We start from the raw sequence: 14,199 nt of genomic DNA, 5'->3' as shown, positions 1-14,199 counted from the left end.
AATGATGACTCACTCGTTACCGAGAGGGGACTGAAGGTGTTGGCTAACGAGCGGCGGGAAGCGATCCTGCGCACTGTGGAGCGCCAGGGTTCGATCACCGTGAAGGCGCTGGCGGAGGAGATGGGAGTCTCCGCGGTGACCTTGCGCCAGGACGTGCGGGAGCTGGCCGGCCAGGGACTGCTGAACCGTGTGCACGGCGGTGCCAGGGCCCTGGCCTCGGACGCTCCCGCTCCCGTCGAGGCCTCGGCCCCCGCCCCGGCCCTCGCCGGGGAGAAGTACGCCGTCGGGCTGGTGGTGCCGCCAGGCGGCTACTACTACGCGGAGGTGATCCGGGGCGTCCAGAACGCGGCCCGCGCGCGTGGCGTCCGCGTCGTACTGACCGTCTCCGGGGAGTCGCTGTCGGAGAACCAGGAGCAGGTCCGCCAACTCGTGGCCGGCGGGATCAACAGCCTGCTGCTGATGCTGCACCCGGGCCTGCGCCCTCTGGACAAGGCCGAGCAGTGGCTGAGTACCCTCGATGTGCCGGCCGTGCTGGTGGAGCGCCGGGCCGGGATACGGGCCGGCCGGCTGGAGCAGGTAGCCTCCGACCACGCCTACGGCGCGGCCCTCGCGGTGCGCCATCTCGCCGGGCTCGGACACGACAAGGTGGCCCTCGTCGCCAGGATCGAGAGCCCCAACACGGCTCTTCTCAGCGCCGGTCATGCCGACGCCGTGAAGGCCATGGGGCTGACGCCGGGGCCGGAGTTCCTCATCAGCACCACCGGTGATGCGGCTCCGGCCGACGCGCGCTTCGAAGAAGTGGTCCGGGCCGTGGAATCCGGCGAGGTCCGGGCCGCACTGGTGCACAACGACATCGACGCCATCGCCCTCGTCGGCATCCTGCGCACACGCGGTATGCGCGTGCCGGAAGATCTGGCACTGGTCACCTACGACGACGAGGTCGCCGAGCTGAGCGACGTCCCCCTCACCGCCGTGGCACCCCCCAAACAGGCGGTGGGGTCATGGGCGCTCGACCTGGCGGTACGCCGACTGTCCGACCCGGCCGCCCCCCTGGCCGAGATCCTGCTCCGCCCGGAACTGCGAGTCCGCGCATCCTGTGGCGCCAACCGCCGGGCCAACGCGTAACCATGTGATGGCAGATGGTTTCGTTGCCAAAAAACGAAATCAGATGCATTGACTCACTGTCGTATGTAACGAATGATTGCGGTGACACCCAAGCGAACGATCGGTGACACACTCATGTTTCGTAGACGACTGACAGCGCTGGTCTGCTCCGTCGCAGCAATCGGCCTTCTCGCCACGGGATGTGGAGACTCGGACAGCGGGACTTCCACGGCGGAGAAGGGCACCGGAAAGGTCACCTTCTGGTCCTTTGTCAAGGGCTCCGACGAAGTGGCGAAGGCCTTCAACCGGACCCACCCGGACATCAAGGTGACCTTCGAGGCGGTGCCCTCGGGCCAGGAGTACTACTCCAAACTCACGAACGCCGTGAAGGCCGGCACCGCCCCGGATGCCGCGGTCGTCGAGTACCCGCAGCTGCCGGAGTTCGCCACTCAGGGCAAGCTGGAGACGCTGAGCGATTCGCTCGCGCCCCTGGTCAAGGAACATTTCCCGAAGTCCGTAAGGCAGTTGGTCGAGCTGGGGGGCCAGACGTGGGGTGTTCCCCGCGACGCGGCTCCGCTGATGCTGTACTACCGCAACGACTTCTTCAAGAGCCACAAGATCAGTGTCCCCAAGACGTGGGACGCGTATCGGAACATGACCGCTCAGGTGAAGAAGGCGGACCCGAAGGCCCGCGGCGGGGTTCTCTACACCGACAACCCGGGACTGCTGACCGCCCTCGCCTGGCAGGCCGGTTCGCAGTGGTTCGGCACGGAGAAGGATTCCTGGACGGTGTCGCTGGACGACGCTCCTTCCCGGAAGGTCGCCGACTACTGGGGTGACCTCGCCCGGAAGGACCTCGTCACCTCGGTGAGCTCGCTCGACCCGTTCTGGACAAGCGTCCAGCAGAACCGGACCGTCGCCTACGTCTGCGCGAGCTGGTGCGCGGGGGCCCAGCAGGCGACCGTCGCCGACCAGAAGGGCAAGTGGTCGGTGGCCCCGGTGCCTACCTGGGACGGCAAGCCGGCCTCGGCCATGTACGGCGGCTCCTCGTTCGTCATACCGAAGGGCGCCAAGAACAGCGGTGCCGCCGAGGAGTTCATCAAGTGGATCACCACCGACCCCGCGGGCATGAAGGCGTGGGTCTCCTCCGGGACCAGCAGCATGTTCCCCGCCGACCCCAAGCTCGTGCCGGTCACCAAGGCCGCCTTCCCCACCGACTACTTCGGCGGCCAGGACGTGTACGCCGTGGGCAGCAAGTCCTACGCAGCGGTCCGGCCCGGCTGGACGTGGGGCCCCGTCATGGGGACCACGAACACGGCCATCGTCGATCAGCTTCCGAACGTTGCCCAGGGCAAAGTGAAGCTCCTCGACATCCTCACCGGCTCCCAGCAGGCGACCGTGAAGGACATGGAGCGGCGCGGGATGAAGGTCGCCCCGTAGTACGCGAACCCCGGTGAGCCGATGCCCGCCCCGCAGGCCGAGGCCGGCATCGGCTCCCGCCCCGACGCTTCCCGCTCCCATCGAGAAAGGCCCGGTATGACAACTTCGTCAGCCCGCGCCCAGCGCCGCACCGCCACGCTGCTCCTGGCCCCCTTCTTCATCCTTTTCGCCGCCGTTACCCTCGCCCCACTGGTCTACGCGGGCTGGATGAGCCTGTTCACCACCCACACCTCCGGCCTCGGCTTCGGTGGCACAGAAGAGGTCTTCGCCGGACTGGACAACTACGTACACGCGTTGTCGGACCCGGCGTTCCGCGGCGGATTCCTCACCATTGCCGCGTACGTCGCGATCTACATTCCGGTGATGATCGGCGGCGCGCTCGTCCTCGCCCTGCTGCTGGACTCGGCACTGACCAAGGCGCGGACCTTCTTCCAGCTGGCCCTGTTCCTCCCGCACGCGGTGCCCGGTCTGATCGCGGCACTCATCTGGGTCTACCTGTACACGCCCGGACTGAGCCCGGTGATCGACTTCCTCAGCGCCGGCGGCCTCGACATCGATTTCCTGTCAGCGGACAACGCTGTCTTCTCCGCGGCGAACATCGCCGTCTGGGAGTGGATCGGGTACAACATGGTCATCTTCTACGCCGCCCTCCAGGCGGTGCCGACCGAGGCCCTGGACGCGGCGAAGATCGACGGTGCCGGCCAGATCCGTACCGCCCTGTCGATCAAGGTGCCGATGATCCGCCCGGCCATCGCCCTGGCCGTGCTGTTCACCGTGATCGGATCGGTCCAGCTCTTCACTGAGCCGAAGGTCATCTACAGCGCCTCCAGCTCGATCGGCAGCAGCTGGACGCCCAACATGTTCGTCCAGACCGCCGCCTTCACCCACAACGACTTCGGTCTGGCAGCAGCGGCCTCGCTGCTCATCGCGCTGTTCGCCGCGCTGCTGTCCTTCCTCGTCACCCGCTTTTCGCGCAGCAGGAGCAAGCCGTGACCAAGACCATGACACGCGTTGCCCCCGCCGGCTCCTGTCCAGCTCCGGAGCGGACGGACAGGAGCCGGCCGGGCCGGCGCGGCCCCGGGAACCGTCCATCGGTCCTGCTGTCCAAGGCCGGTGTGACCGCGATGCTGGGTCTCGCCGCCCTCTACACACTTCTGCCGATGCTCTGGCTGGTCCTCTCGTCCACCAAGAGCCGCCAGGACCTCTTCGCCACCAACGGCTTCGCCCCGGGCAAGGACTTCGCGCTCGTCGACAACCTCACGTACCTGTTCGAGGTCGACAACGGGATCTTCCTGCGCTGGCTGCTCAACACCATCCTGTATGCCGGTGTCGGCTCGCTGCTGGCGACACTGTTCAGCGTGGCCGCGGGGTACACGTTCGACAAACTGAACTTCCCCGGCAAGGAGAAGCTCTTCTCCTTCGTCCTGCTGGGCGTGATGGTGCCCGGAACGGCGATGGCGATCCCGCTCTACCTGATCGCTGCCAAAGCCGGTCTGGTGAACAACTTCTGGGGCGTGTTCATCCCCGGCCTCGTGTTCCCGTTCGGGGTGTATCTGGCCCGCGTCTTCAGCGCCTCGTACATCCCCAACGAGGTCCTCGAGGCCGCCCGTGTGGACGGGGCAGGCGAGTTCAGAACCTTCTGCAGGATCGCCCTGCCCATGATCGCGCCGGGCTTCGTGACCATCTTCCTCTTCCAGTTCACCCAGATCTGGAACAGCTTCTTCCTTCCCTTGGTGATGCTGTCCGACAAGGACCTCTTCCCGGTCAATCTCGGGTTGTACGTCTGGTACTCCTCCGCGCTCTCCCAGGGGCACCCGCAGGACTACCTCCTGGCCATCGTCGGATCGCTGGTGTCCGTGGTCCCGCTGGTCGTCCTCTTCCTGATGCTCCAGCGGTTCTGGAAGTCCGGCATGACAGCCGGCGCCGTCAAGTAGGCCATCGTCCTGAGGATCCCCATGTCATCCACTCCGCCCCGCCCGCGTGCCCTTTTCGCGATGGGCCGCCCGCACCGAGATGCCCTCTTCCCTCGTGCCGCGATCGACCGCCTGACCCGTCTCGTCGATATCGAACCGCATTTCGTCGCCGAGGACTTCGACCGCGTGCCCCGCCTGGCAGCTGTCGAAATCCTGATCACATCCTGGGGATGCCACCCGCTCGACGACGCCGTGCTGGCCCGCATGCCTGCGCTGAAGGCAGTCGTGCACGCAGCGGGAAGCGTCAAACACCATGTGACGGACGCCTGCTGGGACCGGGGGCTCCTCGTCTCCACTGCGGCCGCCGCCAACGCCGTACCCGTCGCCGAATACACGCTCGCCGCCATCCTCTTCGCCAACAAGCGCGTCTTGGAGATCGGCGGGCTCTACCGCGAGCACCGAAACGCCCTGGACTGGGCGGCTCACTTCCCCGGCTTCGGCAACTACCGCAGGACGATCGGCCTGGTGGGCGCGTCCCTCGTGGGACGCAGGGTGCTGGAGCTGCTCCGGCCCCACGACTTCGACATCCTGCTGGCCGATCCGCACCTCGATCCCGAGGCGGCCCGGTCGATGGGCGCCCGGCTCGTCGAGCTCGACGAGCTGCTGGCCGTCTCCGACATCGTCTCGCTGCACGCCCCCGCGCTGCCCGAGACGTACCACCTGCTGGATGCCCGCAGACTGTCGCTCCTGCGGGACGGCGCCACCCTCGTCAACACGGGGCGCGGCTCCCTCATCGACACCGAGGCCCTCACCGCCGAGGCGTTGTCGGGACGCATCCACGCCGTCCTCGACGTCACCGAGCCCGAGGTGCTGCCGGTGTCCTCACCGCTGTACTCACTGCCGAATGTGCTGCTGACCCCGCACATCGCCGGCTCACTCGGCGGTGAGCTCCTGCGCATCACCCGCAGTGCGCTGGATGAGGTCGAACGCTACTGCGCCGGGCGGGAGTTCGCTTATCCCGTGACCCGAGCGGCCCTTTCCACCTCGGCCTGAGCACCCGGGCGGCTGCCGTGCCGTCCCCGCCACACGAGAGTGCCGATCACCGCGACCACCCTGCGCGTCAGAACCCGGAGTGCCAGATGTCCCAGACCGACCGCCTGTCGGACGTTCTCGTCTTCACCCGCACCACGGCCTACCGCCACGACTCGATCCCCGCCGGGCAGGCGGCTCTGCGTGAGCTGGGCGAGGAGCACGGCTTCACCGTGGAGACCTCCGAGGACCCCTCGGTCTTCACCGACGCTTCCCTGGCGGGGCGCAGTGCGGTGGTATTCCTGTCCACCAGCGGCGAGGTGCTCACCCCGGACGGGCAGCTGGCGCTGCGTCGCTGGACCTCGGACGGCGGCGGCTTCATGGGCATCCATTCCGCCGCGTGCACCGAGTACGACTGGCCGTACTACGGGGAGTTGCTCGGCGCACGCTTCGCCGGCCACCCGGACTTCCAGTCCGGCACCGTGCTGGTCGAGGACCGGAGCCATCCATCGATGCGCCATCTGCCGCCGCGGTGGGGCTGGAACGACGAGTGGTACGACTTCCGGAGCAATCCGCGGCGCCCCGGCGTACAGGTCCTCGCCACCATCGACGAAGCCGGCTACGAGGGAGGCGGCATGGGCGCCGATCACCCCCTGGTGTGGTGCAAGGAGTCCGGCGCCGGCCGCTCGTTCTACACGTCGCTGGGCCACGCGGATGATGCCTACACCGACCCGGCCTTCCGCGGCCACCTTCTGGGCGGCCTGCGCTGGACTGCGGGCTGATCCCTCCGGCCACGGGGAAGGCCATGAATTCCCCGTGCGCATCCTCAGAACCCGACGAAGGAGCACAGAACCATGCAGGACGTACCGATCACACGACGCCAGATGATGCAGTGGGGGGCCGTCGGTGCGGGTGCACTGGCCGTCGCCGGCCTGCCCGCGACCGACGCCAGGGCGACGCCGAGGTCAGGGGTGCGGGTCACGGACCTCGGTCCGGGGGTGAACAACTTCTCTCTCGCTGCTGCCATTCCGGTGGGAAACAAGGCGTACATCGCCTCGCGCAACATCGATCCGATGCGGATCATCGGCTTCGACTTCGACACCGAGAAGGTCACCAGTGTCACCGAGGGGCCCGGGATCAGCACGCAGTTGCTCGCCGTCGACCCGGACGGGCGGTATCTGTACTCAGCGATCCGGGAGTACGACTCCGCCCCGGGCCCGGGCTTCATCCGGCTCGATCTCTCCGCTGCCGGCGCACCCAAGGAGGATCTCCACTCGATCCCCGGCCTCGATCCGTACGCGATCAGTGCGTCGCCGGACAACAAGATCTTCTTCGGCGGCCGAGAGCCCCAGCCCAAGCTGCGCCAGTACGACCCGGCTACCGGTGAGCTCACCGAGATCGCAATCCCCGATCCGAACGTACCGATGATCCGCTGCCTGCTGGCCACGCAGGACAAGATCTACATCGGCACCGGCGCGTCGCTCGGCGCCACTCCGACCAGCACCAAGGCCGGACTCTTTGTCATGGACCGCGCCACGAAGAAGATCATATCGATCCTGCCGAAGGAGTTCACGGGGCAAGTAGAGGTTCGTGACGTCGGTCTCTACGACGGCACGCTGTACGTGTGCTCGACCACCGACGACGGCGCAGCGGTCGCGATCATGGACGCCGACGACCCAACCCAGTACACACTCGTGCAGAGTGAGCAGCACTTCCTTCGGTTGCCGCGCAAGCTCGGCGACACGATGTACTTCAATGGTGCCGCGCTGATCGAGTTGACGTTGAGCACCCGTACGTTCCGCGAGATCAAGCCCAAGGACGGGGAATTCGGCGAGATCTGGGGCCTGTGGATCCGCGACGACAAGGTAATCGTCGTCTCGGCCTTCGGCCTGATCTTCGAGGTCGATCCGAGCACGGGTTCGGACACCTCATGGGACCTGATCGAGGCAGGCGCCCCGATCGGGCCCCAGCTGGCGATGTCGATAGCCGCCGACACGCAGGACGTGTACGTCGGCGGGACGAACTCGGTGGCACGACATGATCTGCGCACCGGGAAACAGAGCAGGGTGCTGGCGACGAGCGAAGCCAAGGACATTCTGCTGCACCGGGGCACTGCCTACCTCGCCCAGTACAACGCGGTCGGCCTCCTGGCGTACAACCCGCACATCGACGACGAATGGACCCGCAAGTTGGCCGATCTGCCGGCGGAGCAGAACCGCCCGCACCAGATCGTCTGGGACGATCGTCACCGACTGATGATGATCGGGCTGCAGTCTGACTACGAGTTGGGCGGATCGCTGATGACGTTCGACCCGAAAAACGGCGCCACCACGGTTGCCGTCAACCCGATCGATGACGACCAGATGATCCGTGCGGTCGTGGCGCACGACGGCGTGGCCTATCTCGGCGGCCAGAATGTCGCCGCCACCGCCGGCACCTTGGTCGCGTGGGATCCGATCCGGAGGCGCGAGCTGTGGCGGATGACGCCGCAGTCCAAGCCCACCGGGATCACTGGCCTCACCGTGCTCGGCCAGAACCTGTACGTCATGTGCTTCAGGGGTGATTTCTGGCTCTCCTGTCGCTTCCGTGGGTAGGTTCATGCAGCTTGACGCCCTGGTAGGTGGGGTCGGTGGCCGCCGAGGCTGAGCATGGCCAGTGCGATGAGCGCTGCGGGGTCCTTGAAGCCGAAGGCCATGCGGGTGATCAGGCGGATCTTGGTGTTGATGCTCTCCACGATCCCGTTGCTCATGGAGTGCTCGGCTGCCGCCGTGATGGCGTCCCAGTGCTTGACGATGGCCCGTTGCAGCTTGACGAAGGGCTCCAGTCGGGAGCGGCGGGCCCAAGACACCCAGTCGAGGAGGGCCTCGGGGGTGTCGGGGCCGGACTTCAACGCCAGGCGAAGGGCCTCCTTGAGCAGGTATGCGCGGTGCAGGACGGGGTGGGCTTTCGCGATGAACTCCAGTTGCGCGCGCTGGTGTTCGGTGAGGTCCTCAGGGCGTTTCCACAGGGCCCAGCGGGCCTTCTTCAGTGACTTCGAGCCCGGGGTGGCGCGGCCCTTGCCGCCGCGCTCGGCGTTCCAGACCTCGCGGCGCACGGTGTCCAGGGCGTCGGTGGCCCACTGCACGACGTGGAACGGGTCCATCACCCGCACCGCCTGCGGGCAGCGCTCGGCGACTACCTTCGCTATCCAGTCGGCGGCATCCGCGGACACGTGGGTGATCTTCGCGGAGCGTTCAGGTCCGAGCAGGTCGAAGAAGGACCGCAGTGTCTCCTTGTCCCGGCCGGCCGCCGCCCACACGAGCCGGCCGCTGTCGTGGTCGACCACCACGGTCAGGTACTTGTGGTGCCGCTTGTAGGAGATCTCGTCGATGCCGACCCGGGTAAGGCCCGCGAGCAGGTCCACGCGCTGTTCGACGTCCGACCACACGCGGGCGCAGATGCCGCCGACCGTGCGCCAGCCGATCCTCAGCAGTTGGACCACCGTGGTCTTCGAGCAGTGCGTGGCCAGCCAGGCCACCGTGTCGTCGAAGGCCAGGGTGTGCCCGGCACCGTGGCGGGCCCAGGGCACGTGGGCGACGACCACACCGTGCTGGGGACAGGATACCCGCGGCGCGTCGGCCTCGATGAACGCCCGGACCACCCCCAGGTCCAGGGCACGCCAGCGCCGGCGGCCCTCGCCGTTGTCGAACCGGGCGCACCGGCGACCGCAGACCCCGCACCGCTGCCGCCGCCTCTTCGCCGGGCGGGCATGGGCCACGATCACCACATCCCAGGGGCCCGCCTCCGCGCCGTTGCCCTCCTCGGCCTCGACCGACGCGACCACCGTGTGTTCGACTCCGAGCAGCCGAGTCCATATGCTTGCAGATCGCACGCCGTATCCAGGTTCTTCCGTTTCGTACTGTCGCAAGTCGAAACGTAGCCGGGCTACGGCGTGTTCTGCGTATCAGCCCTGGTCAGCGACCCACGGAAGCGACAGGAGAGCCTGATTTCTTCGTGATCGACCTGCACACCCGAAAGGTGATCCACTCCGCCAATCACGGCCCGGTGGTGCCGAACTACGGGACGCTGCTCGCCGACCGGGGGTATGTATACGGGGCGTCCAGCTCAGATTTCGTCCGCTATGACCGGAAGACATTCGCGCGTACCGACCTGGTCGCGCTCGACGCGGACTGGTACGGCATCCCGCGAGCCGCGGTGGACGAGCGTGGCAGGTTCTACGCCATCCGCGATCGCAATCTGATCCGGATCGACGTCAGCCGCTGCTGAGCGACTCGTGACGACGTACAGGAGGCGCACGGGAATCCGCCAGGACGCCGAGGAGGTCGTCACCGCGGCGGCCGCCGGCGACCCCATCGCCTATGCCGAGTCCGACCGCCGCTTCGACTGGACCGGTAGACGGGGGCGCGGACCATGCGGTCCGGTTCGGCGGCGCGTGCGTAGCGTTTGACGGTGTTCAGCGAGACGTCCAGGCGTCGGGCGCAGGCGAGCAGACCGATGCCCTGATCAAGGAGGTCGTGGATCTGCCGCCAGCGCTCCCGTGTGGTAGCCGCGCGCTTGCCCTGCGGCAGTGGTGGGCCGAACTTGCTCCAGCATGAGGCGTGCCCGCCAACCTCCTTCAGTGCTGTCTCGTGCCAGGCCGTGCCAGAGATGCCACCGGTCGCTGACCTGGACGATTCCCGGGTTGGCGTCGGTGGTGGCCTGGGCGAAACCGCCGGAACCGTCCCGGCACATGAGGCGAATGCCGGGGTGTTCACGCAGCCAGGTGGTGACCGTGGCCCTCTTGTGGTCGGGCAGGACCTCAACGCTCTGTCCGGTATCGGTATCGATGATGATCGTCGCGTAGCGCTGGCCTCTGAGCAGGGCGAACTCGTCAATTCCGGCCACCGTGGGGGTCGGACGCCGTGGCAGCGGGGTCCGCATCAGACAGTTCACCGTCACCAAGGACAGGACCTGGTGCAATACAGTCAGCAGCTGGGCGGCGGCCGAGCCAGCCAGGACCACCGTGAGGGCCTCGACCAGCCGCCGCAGCGCAGGAGTCCTGCGCTGGTAGCGCTCGGTCAGCCCGTCGACCTGCTCGACGAACGTGGCCTTCGCGCAGCCGGAGTTCTCGCAGTACAGGCACCGCACCGAGACATCGATCACCACGGGTCTGCCGCCGATCGCCTCGTCGGCGACCCGCCGCACATAGCAGCTGTGGTCCCAGCCCGAGGGCTGCCCGCAAGCGGAACAGTCCACCGGCACCGCGTCCAGGGTCCGCACCGCGACCCTGACCAGGCTCTCGCTCGTATCTACCGTCTCGACCAGCACCGATGCCAGATGCGGCAGCAGGTCCGTCAGCTCGACATCACACGTCACCAGCCTGCCGCACCAGAGCACCCGACCGGACCGAAACCAAGCAACCGATCAACGCCTACGAAAATCTTGGAAGACCCAAAAACAAGACACTCCCGGTCCGCGAGGTGAAGGTGATGAGCGTGCACGGTCTGCTATTCCCCCGGCACGGCCCTCACCCAGGACCAGAGGGCCGACGGCGAGCGTGGCGCCGCGCTCACTGATCCGGGCCGCCGTCTCGTCCGCGTCCCTGACGGCGAAGTACGGCGTCCAGACGGCCGGATGGCCACCGCCTTGGCAGCATCCGATCCCGGCGACCGGTTCACCATGTGCCAGAGCCACCGAGAAGCCGCTGCCGAGCGTGCTGGGCCTGAACGTCCAACCCATGACACCGGCGTAGAAGGACTCTGCCGCGCGCAGGTCCCGTGCCATCAGGCTCACCCAGCAGGGCGCACCGGCCACCGGCACGGTTCCTTCAAGGGCTGGCATTCGGTGCTCCTGCGGGTGCCTGATGGACGTCAGGCCATGCCCGAGTTCGACGGGTGGGGGTGCGGAACAGGTCGCGCACCCGGTCCACCAGCCCGGCGCCCGGAACGAGCAGTCTGCTGGCGGGCGGGGTGTTCGGGAGCGAGGGATGGGGGCGGGTGGGCGCCGTTTCCCTGGCCCGGCGCACCAGCCGGCCGAGTTCGTCCAGCTTCTCGGGCGGGAGGGTGGCTGCGAGTTTCGGGAACAGTTCGCCCCGAGGACCTCCGCGTCGCCTCGGACCACCTCACTTCTGCACTCGGTTTCACTGAGGGCGAAGCAGCCTGACGATCAGGACGTCGTGACAGATTTGTGAGATATCTACGCTCGGCGAACAGCAAAAACAGCCTCTGACCTCGCAATGCCGGTGAGTTAGGACGTTTCTGCAGGTAGCGGCCGGTGTCTGGTGACTTTCAGCGAGTAGCGGACGTTACTGGGAGTGCGTGGCTGGTCTCGTCGCTTGATGGCGAACTTGTTCTTGGGTGGCTTCTTGACGCGCTCGCAGTGCCGGTCCCGACGGGCGGGGAGAAGGTCATCGAGGAGTTCGGCCGCGACAGCTTCCAGTGTCCAGCGGAGCCGGTTGGCGGTGGCGGCGACCTGGTTGGGGACGCCGAGGCGGACGAGTTGGACGGTGACGGCGAAGGAGATCCGGTCGGGGTCGATCCCGGCCTGCTGAGCGGCCTGGTGCTCGAGCGCGCATAGCGCGTGGTAGACGGTCAGGAGCGCGTAGACCTCCTGGGTGATGAGTTCGGGGGACTTGGAGCGCAGGGTGAAGCCGGCGCCGCGGAGGCGGTTCTTGATCTCTGCGAAGCTGTTTTCGATCTCCCACCTCTGGTGGTAGATCATGGCGATCCGCCTGGCCGGGGCCTGTCGGGGATCCAGCAGACTGGTCACAAGTCTGAAGGAATCCAAGCGAGTTGACCCGTCTTCGGCTCGGGTGAGTACGGTGTACTCGACGATCCGGACCAGGTGGCCCTGGGGTGTTTCGGAGATCGCGCGTCCCGCGGCGCGGGCCTGGCCCAGGCGGCGGGTCTCCGCCGGGGTGGGCATGATCGACAGATAGGAGCCGTCCGGCAGGACGCGCAGTGGCGTGAAGATCTGTCCCTTCTTGACCCGCCAGATCAGGTGGGCGCCGGTGGCCCGGGCGTCCGCCCACAGCTCGTAGCCGACGAAGTACCGGTCAGCCAGCAGCAGCATGCCCGGCGTCAGGCCGGCCAGCAGAGCGCGGCCGAGGGTGTACTCACTGGAGTGCTCGACGCCGTCGAAGGCCGCATCGACCAGGCCGTGGGTGCCGCATTCAACCAGTGCCATCAGCCTGACCTGCGGGTTCCCGCAGGTGTTGCTGGCCGGGCTGGAGTATCCGAAGGCCGTGGCGTTCTCCGCGGAGTCCGGCACATCCAGCGTGGTGCCATCCCAGGCGACCAGCCGCAGCCCGAAGGCGTACGCCTCGGCGGTGGCGGGCGTCGCCAGCGGGCCACAGGTCTGTTCGAACAACACGCGCAGTGGTTTCTCGCCCAGTCGCTGGCGGGCCTTGGTCAGGGCCGGGCTCGTCGGCAGCCGCTGAAGTCCGAGCCCCGGCAGGTTCCGCAGCTTCTCGGTGAGCGTGCGCAAGACCGCCCGGTATCCCGGCTGACCTGCACTTTCGGCACTGCTGAACAGGCAGAGCGCCAAGACGAAGTACATCACCGCCCGAGCCGGCAGGAGTCGTCGGCGAAGTTCGACGCGACCAGTGCGGTCCAACACCTCGTCGACGATCTCTGGTGTGATCCAGCGAGTCAGCACCCCAAGGCGGACCCGGTCCCCGAACCGCTCGCCGACCGGAACCCTCGGTGAGAGCTGCGAGTTGTGCGCGTCTACCCTGGCGGGCAGGACGGGCATGGTGGCAGACTGAGCGCCCAACGGAGCCCCGGTCAGACAGTCGGATCTTGGTCGATCTTCTGTCTTACCGGGGGCTCCGTTGCTGTGTCCGGCTCTCAGCTGAGTCCTCATCAGAACGTGACGAACTACCCAGCGTCACCAAGGGTGAAATCCACCCAAACCAACCATCGGTGAGCTCCTGACCAGCAGGGTTCCGCTAATTCACCGGCATTGCTCTGACCTCGGCCTTTTAGTGGATCACTAGGATGCGTGCTCCCCATCATAACCTTCTGTACGTCCTGTACATTTTTTTACGGATGCCCCCGCAGGCGCGTACAGACACCGGAGGAGAGGCCAGCCATGTTCCGCCCTGCCGCCCGTTACGTCCTGCCCGAGTTCACCGAGCGCACGACCGAAGGGACCCGCACCCTCGACCCGTACTCCAAGCTGCTCGCCGAGCGCATCGTCTTCCTCGGCACCCCGGTCAACGACACCGCCGCCAACGACCTGATCGCGCAGTTCATGTATCTGGAGCACGCCGCGCCCGAGCGGCCGATCTCCCTCTACATCAACTCCCCCGGCGGCTCGTTCGGCGCCATGTCCGCCATCTACGACACGATGGACTACCTCACCTGCGAGGTGGAGACGTTCTGCCTCGGCCAGGCCGGTTCCAGCGCGGCGGTCCTGCTCGCCGCGGGCGCTCCCGGCCGACGGCACGCCCTGCCCGGGGCCAGGGTCGTCGTCCAGCAGCCCGAGCTCCCGGAGCCGGTTCAGGGCCAACCGTCCGATCTGGAGATCGAGGCGCGGGAACTGGTCCGCGTCCGTGAGCTGCTCACCCGCATGCTGGCCCGCCACACCGGCCGCAGCGCCGAGCGGATCGCCGCCGACTTCGAGCGCGACCTCATCCTCGACGCCGCCGGAGCCAAGGCGTACGGGCTGGTGGACCACGTCCTGGAGAACCGCAGGACGTCGCTCCCGCCGAACAGCGCGAGGTGAACCGCCG

12 protein-coding genes and 2 pseudogenes are annotated in these 14,199 nt (G+C 67.3%); 9 read left to right on the top strand and 5 right to left on the bottom strand.

The window, feature by feature from the left end; translation table 11 throughout:
- Positions 1 to 36 precede the first annotated feature (36 nt).
- From OG395_RS42350 to OG395_RS42320, 7 genes are all read left to right on the top strand, one after another.
- On the top strand, positions 37 to 1,125 hold the full coding sequence (locus OG395_RS42350; protein WP_327247652.1) for a LacI family DNA-binding transcriptional regulator: 1,089 nt from the start codon (positions 37 to 39) through the stop codon (positions 1,123 to 1,125).
- A 114-nt stretch (positions 1,126 to 1,239) separates the two neighbouring features.
- Positions 1,240 to 2,544 carry an ABC transporter substrate-binding protein gene (locus tag OG395_RS42345; protein ID WP_327247651.1) on the top strand — a complete coding sequence of 435 codons (1,305 nt, stop codon included), beginning with the start codon at positions 1,240 to 1,242 and terminating at the stop codon, positions 2,542 to 2,544.
- 96 nt (positions 2,545 to 2,640) lie between these two features.
- On the top strand, positions 2,641 to 3,537 hold the full coding sequence (locus tag OG395_RS42340) for a carbohydrate ABC transporter permease (protein ID WP_327247650.1): 897 nt from the start codon (positions 2,641 to 2,643) through the stop codon (positions 3,535 to 3,537).
- 8 nt (positions 3,538 to 3,545) lie between these two features.
- Entirely contained in the window at positions 3,546 to 4,478 is a 933-nt protein-coding gene (locus OG395_RS42335) for a carbohydrate ABC transporter permease (protein ID WP_442818790.1), read from the top strand.
- Between the two features lie 21 nt (positions 4,479 to 4,499).
- Complete coding sequence (locus OG395_RS42330) at positions 4,500 to 5,510, top strand: hydroxyacid dehydrogenase (protein WP_442818650.1); 1,011 nt, start codon at positions 4,500 to 4,502, stop codon at positions 5,508 to 5,510.
- Between the two features lie 86 nt (positions 5,511 to 5,596).
- Entirely contained in the window at positions 5,597 to 6,268 is a 672-nt protein-coding gene (locus OG395_RS42325; protein WP_327247648.1) for a ThuA domain-containing protein, read from the top strand.
- A 72-nt stretch (positions 6,269 to 6,340) separates the two neighbouring features.
- Complete coding sequence (locus OG395_RS42320; protein WP_327247647.1) at positions 6,341 to 8,080, top strand: hypothetical protein; 1,740 nt, start codon at positions 6,341 to 6,343, stop codon at positions 8,078 to 8,080.
- 2 nt (positions 8,081 to 8,082) lie between these two features.
- Here the strand turns inward: OG395_RS42320 and OG395_RS42315 are convergent, their stop codons facing one another.
- On the bottom strand, positions 8,083 to 9,357 hold the full coding sequence (locus OG395_RS42315; protein ID WP_327241761.1) for an ISL3 family transposase: 1,275 nt from the start codon (positions 9,355 to 9,357) through the stop codon (positions 8,083 to 8,085).
- A gap of 122 nt (positions 9,358 to 9,479) precedes the next feature.
- On the opposite strand from OG395_RS42315, the gene OG395_RS42310 reads away from it, so the two are divergent.
- Complete coding sequence (locus OG395_RS42310) at positions 9,480 to 9,752, top strand: hypothetical protein (RefSeq protein ID WP_327247646.1); 273 nt, start codon at positions 9,480 to 9,482, stop codon at positions 9,750 to 9,752.
- Positions 9,753 to 9,989: 237 nt separating this feature from the next.
- Here OG395_RS42310 and OG395_RS42305 read toward each other — a convergent pair whose 3' ends face one another.
- From OG395_RS42305 to OG395_RS42290, 4 genes and pseudogenes are all read right to left on the bottom strand, one after another.
- Complete coding sequence (locus OG395_RS42305) at positions 9,990 to 10,841, bottom strand: transposase (protein WP_327247645.1); 852 nt, start codon at positions 10,839 to 10,841, stop codon at positions 9,990 to 9,992.
- 123 nt (positions 10,842 to 10,964) lie between these two features.
- Positions 10,965 to 11,306, bottom strand: a pseudogene (locus OG395_RS42300) (VOC family protein); the annotation flags it as partial.
- A pseudogene (locus OG395_RS42295) lies at positions 11,293 to 11,556 on the bottom strand (hypothetical protein); the annotation flags it as partial. The pseudogenes OG395_RS42295 and OG395_RS42300, both read right to left, overlap by 14 nt.
- A gap of 155 nt (positions 11,557 to 11,711) precedes the next feature.
- The gene (locus OG395_RS42290) at positions 11,712 to 13,217 is read right to left on the bottom strand and encodes an IS4 family transposase (RefSeq protein ID WP_327247644.1); all 1,506 of its coding nucleotides are present in this window, start codon (positions 13,215 to 13,217) and stop codon (positions 11,712 to 11,714) included.
- 339 nt (positions 13,218 to 13,556) lie between these two features.
- Between OG395_RS42290 and OG395_RS42285 the strand changes: the two genes are divergently transcribed.
- Positions 13,557 to 14,192: an ATP-dependent Clp protease proteolytic subunit gene (locus tag OG395_RS42285; protein WP_327247643.1), complete on the top strand. Its 636-nt coding sequence runs from the start codon at positions 13,557 to 13,559 to the stop codon at positions 14,190 to 14,192.
- Positions 14,193 to 14,199: the final 7 nt, after the last annotated feature.

The sequence above is a fragment of the Streptomyces sp. NBC_01320 genome, from assembly GCF_035974375.1.
GTDB lineage: Bacteria > Actinomycetota > Actinomycetes > Streptomycetales > Streptomycetaceae > Streptomyces > Streptomyces yanii.
The sequence above is the reverse complement of the archived record's forward strand: the minus strand, read 5'-3'. Positions and strand labels throughout refer to the sequence as shown.

Excerpts from the sequence above, each read along its gene's own strand:
- OG395_RS42345 (WP_327247651.1), top strand. The coding sequence starts at position 1,240 with ATGTTTCGTAGACGACTGACAGCGCTGGTCTGCTCCGTCGCAGCAATC.
- OG395_RS42340 (WP_327247650.1), top strand. The coding sequence starts at position 2,641 with ATGACAACTTCGTCAGCCCGCGCCCAGCGCCGCACCGCCACGCTGCTC.
- OG395_RS42335 (WP_442818790.1), top strand. The coding sequence starts at position 3,546 with ATGACACGCGTTGCCCCCGCCGGCTCCTGTCCAGCTCCGGAGCGGACG.
- OG395_RS42330 (WP_442818650.1), top strand. The coding sequence starts at position 4,500 with ATGTCATCCACTCCGCCCCGCCCGCGTGCCCTTTTCGCGATGGGCCGC.
- OG395_RS42325 (WP_327247648.1), top strand. The coding sequence starts at position 5,597 with ATGTCCCAGACCGACCGCCTGTCGGACGTTCTCGTCTTCACCCGCACC.
- OG395_RS42320 (WP_327247647.1), top strand. The coding sequence starts at position 6,341 with ATGCAGGACGTACCGATCACACGACGCCAGATGATGCAGTGGGGGGCC.
- OG395_RS42290 (WP_327247644.1), bottom strand. The coding sequence starts at position 13,217 with ATGCCCGTCCTGCCCGCCAGGGTAGACGCGCACAACTCGCAGCTCTCA.
- OG395_RS42285 (WP_327247643.1), top strand. The coding sequence starts at position 13,557 with ATGTTCCGCCCTGCCGCCCGTTACGTCCTGCCCGAGTTCACCGAGCGC.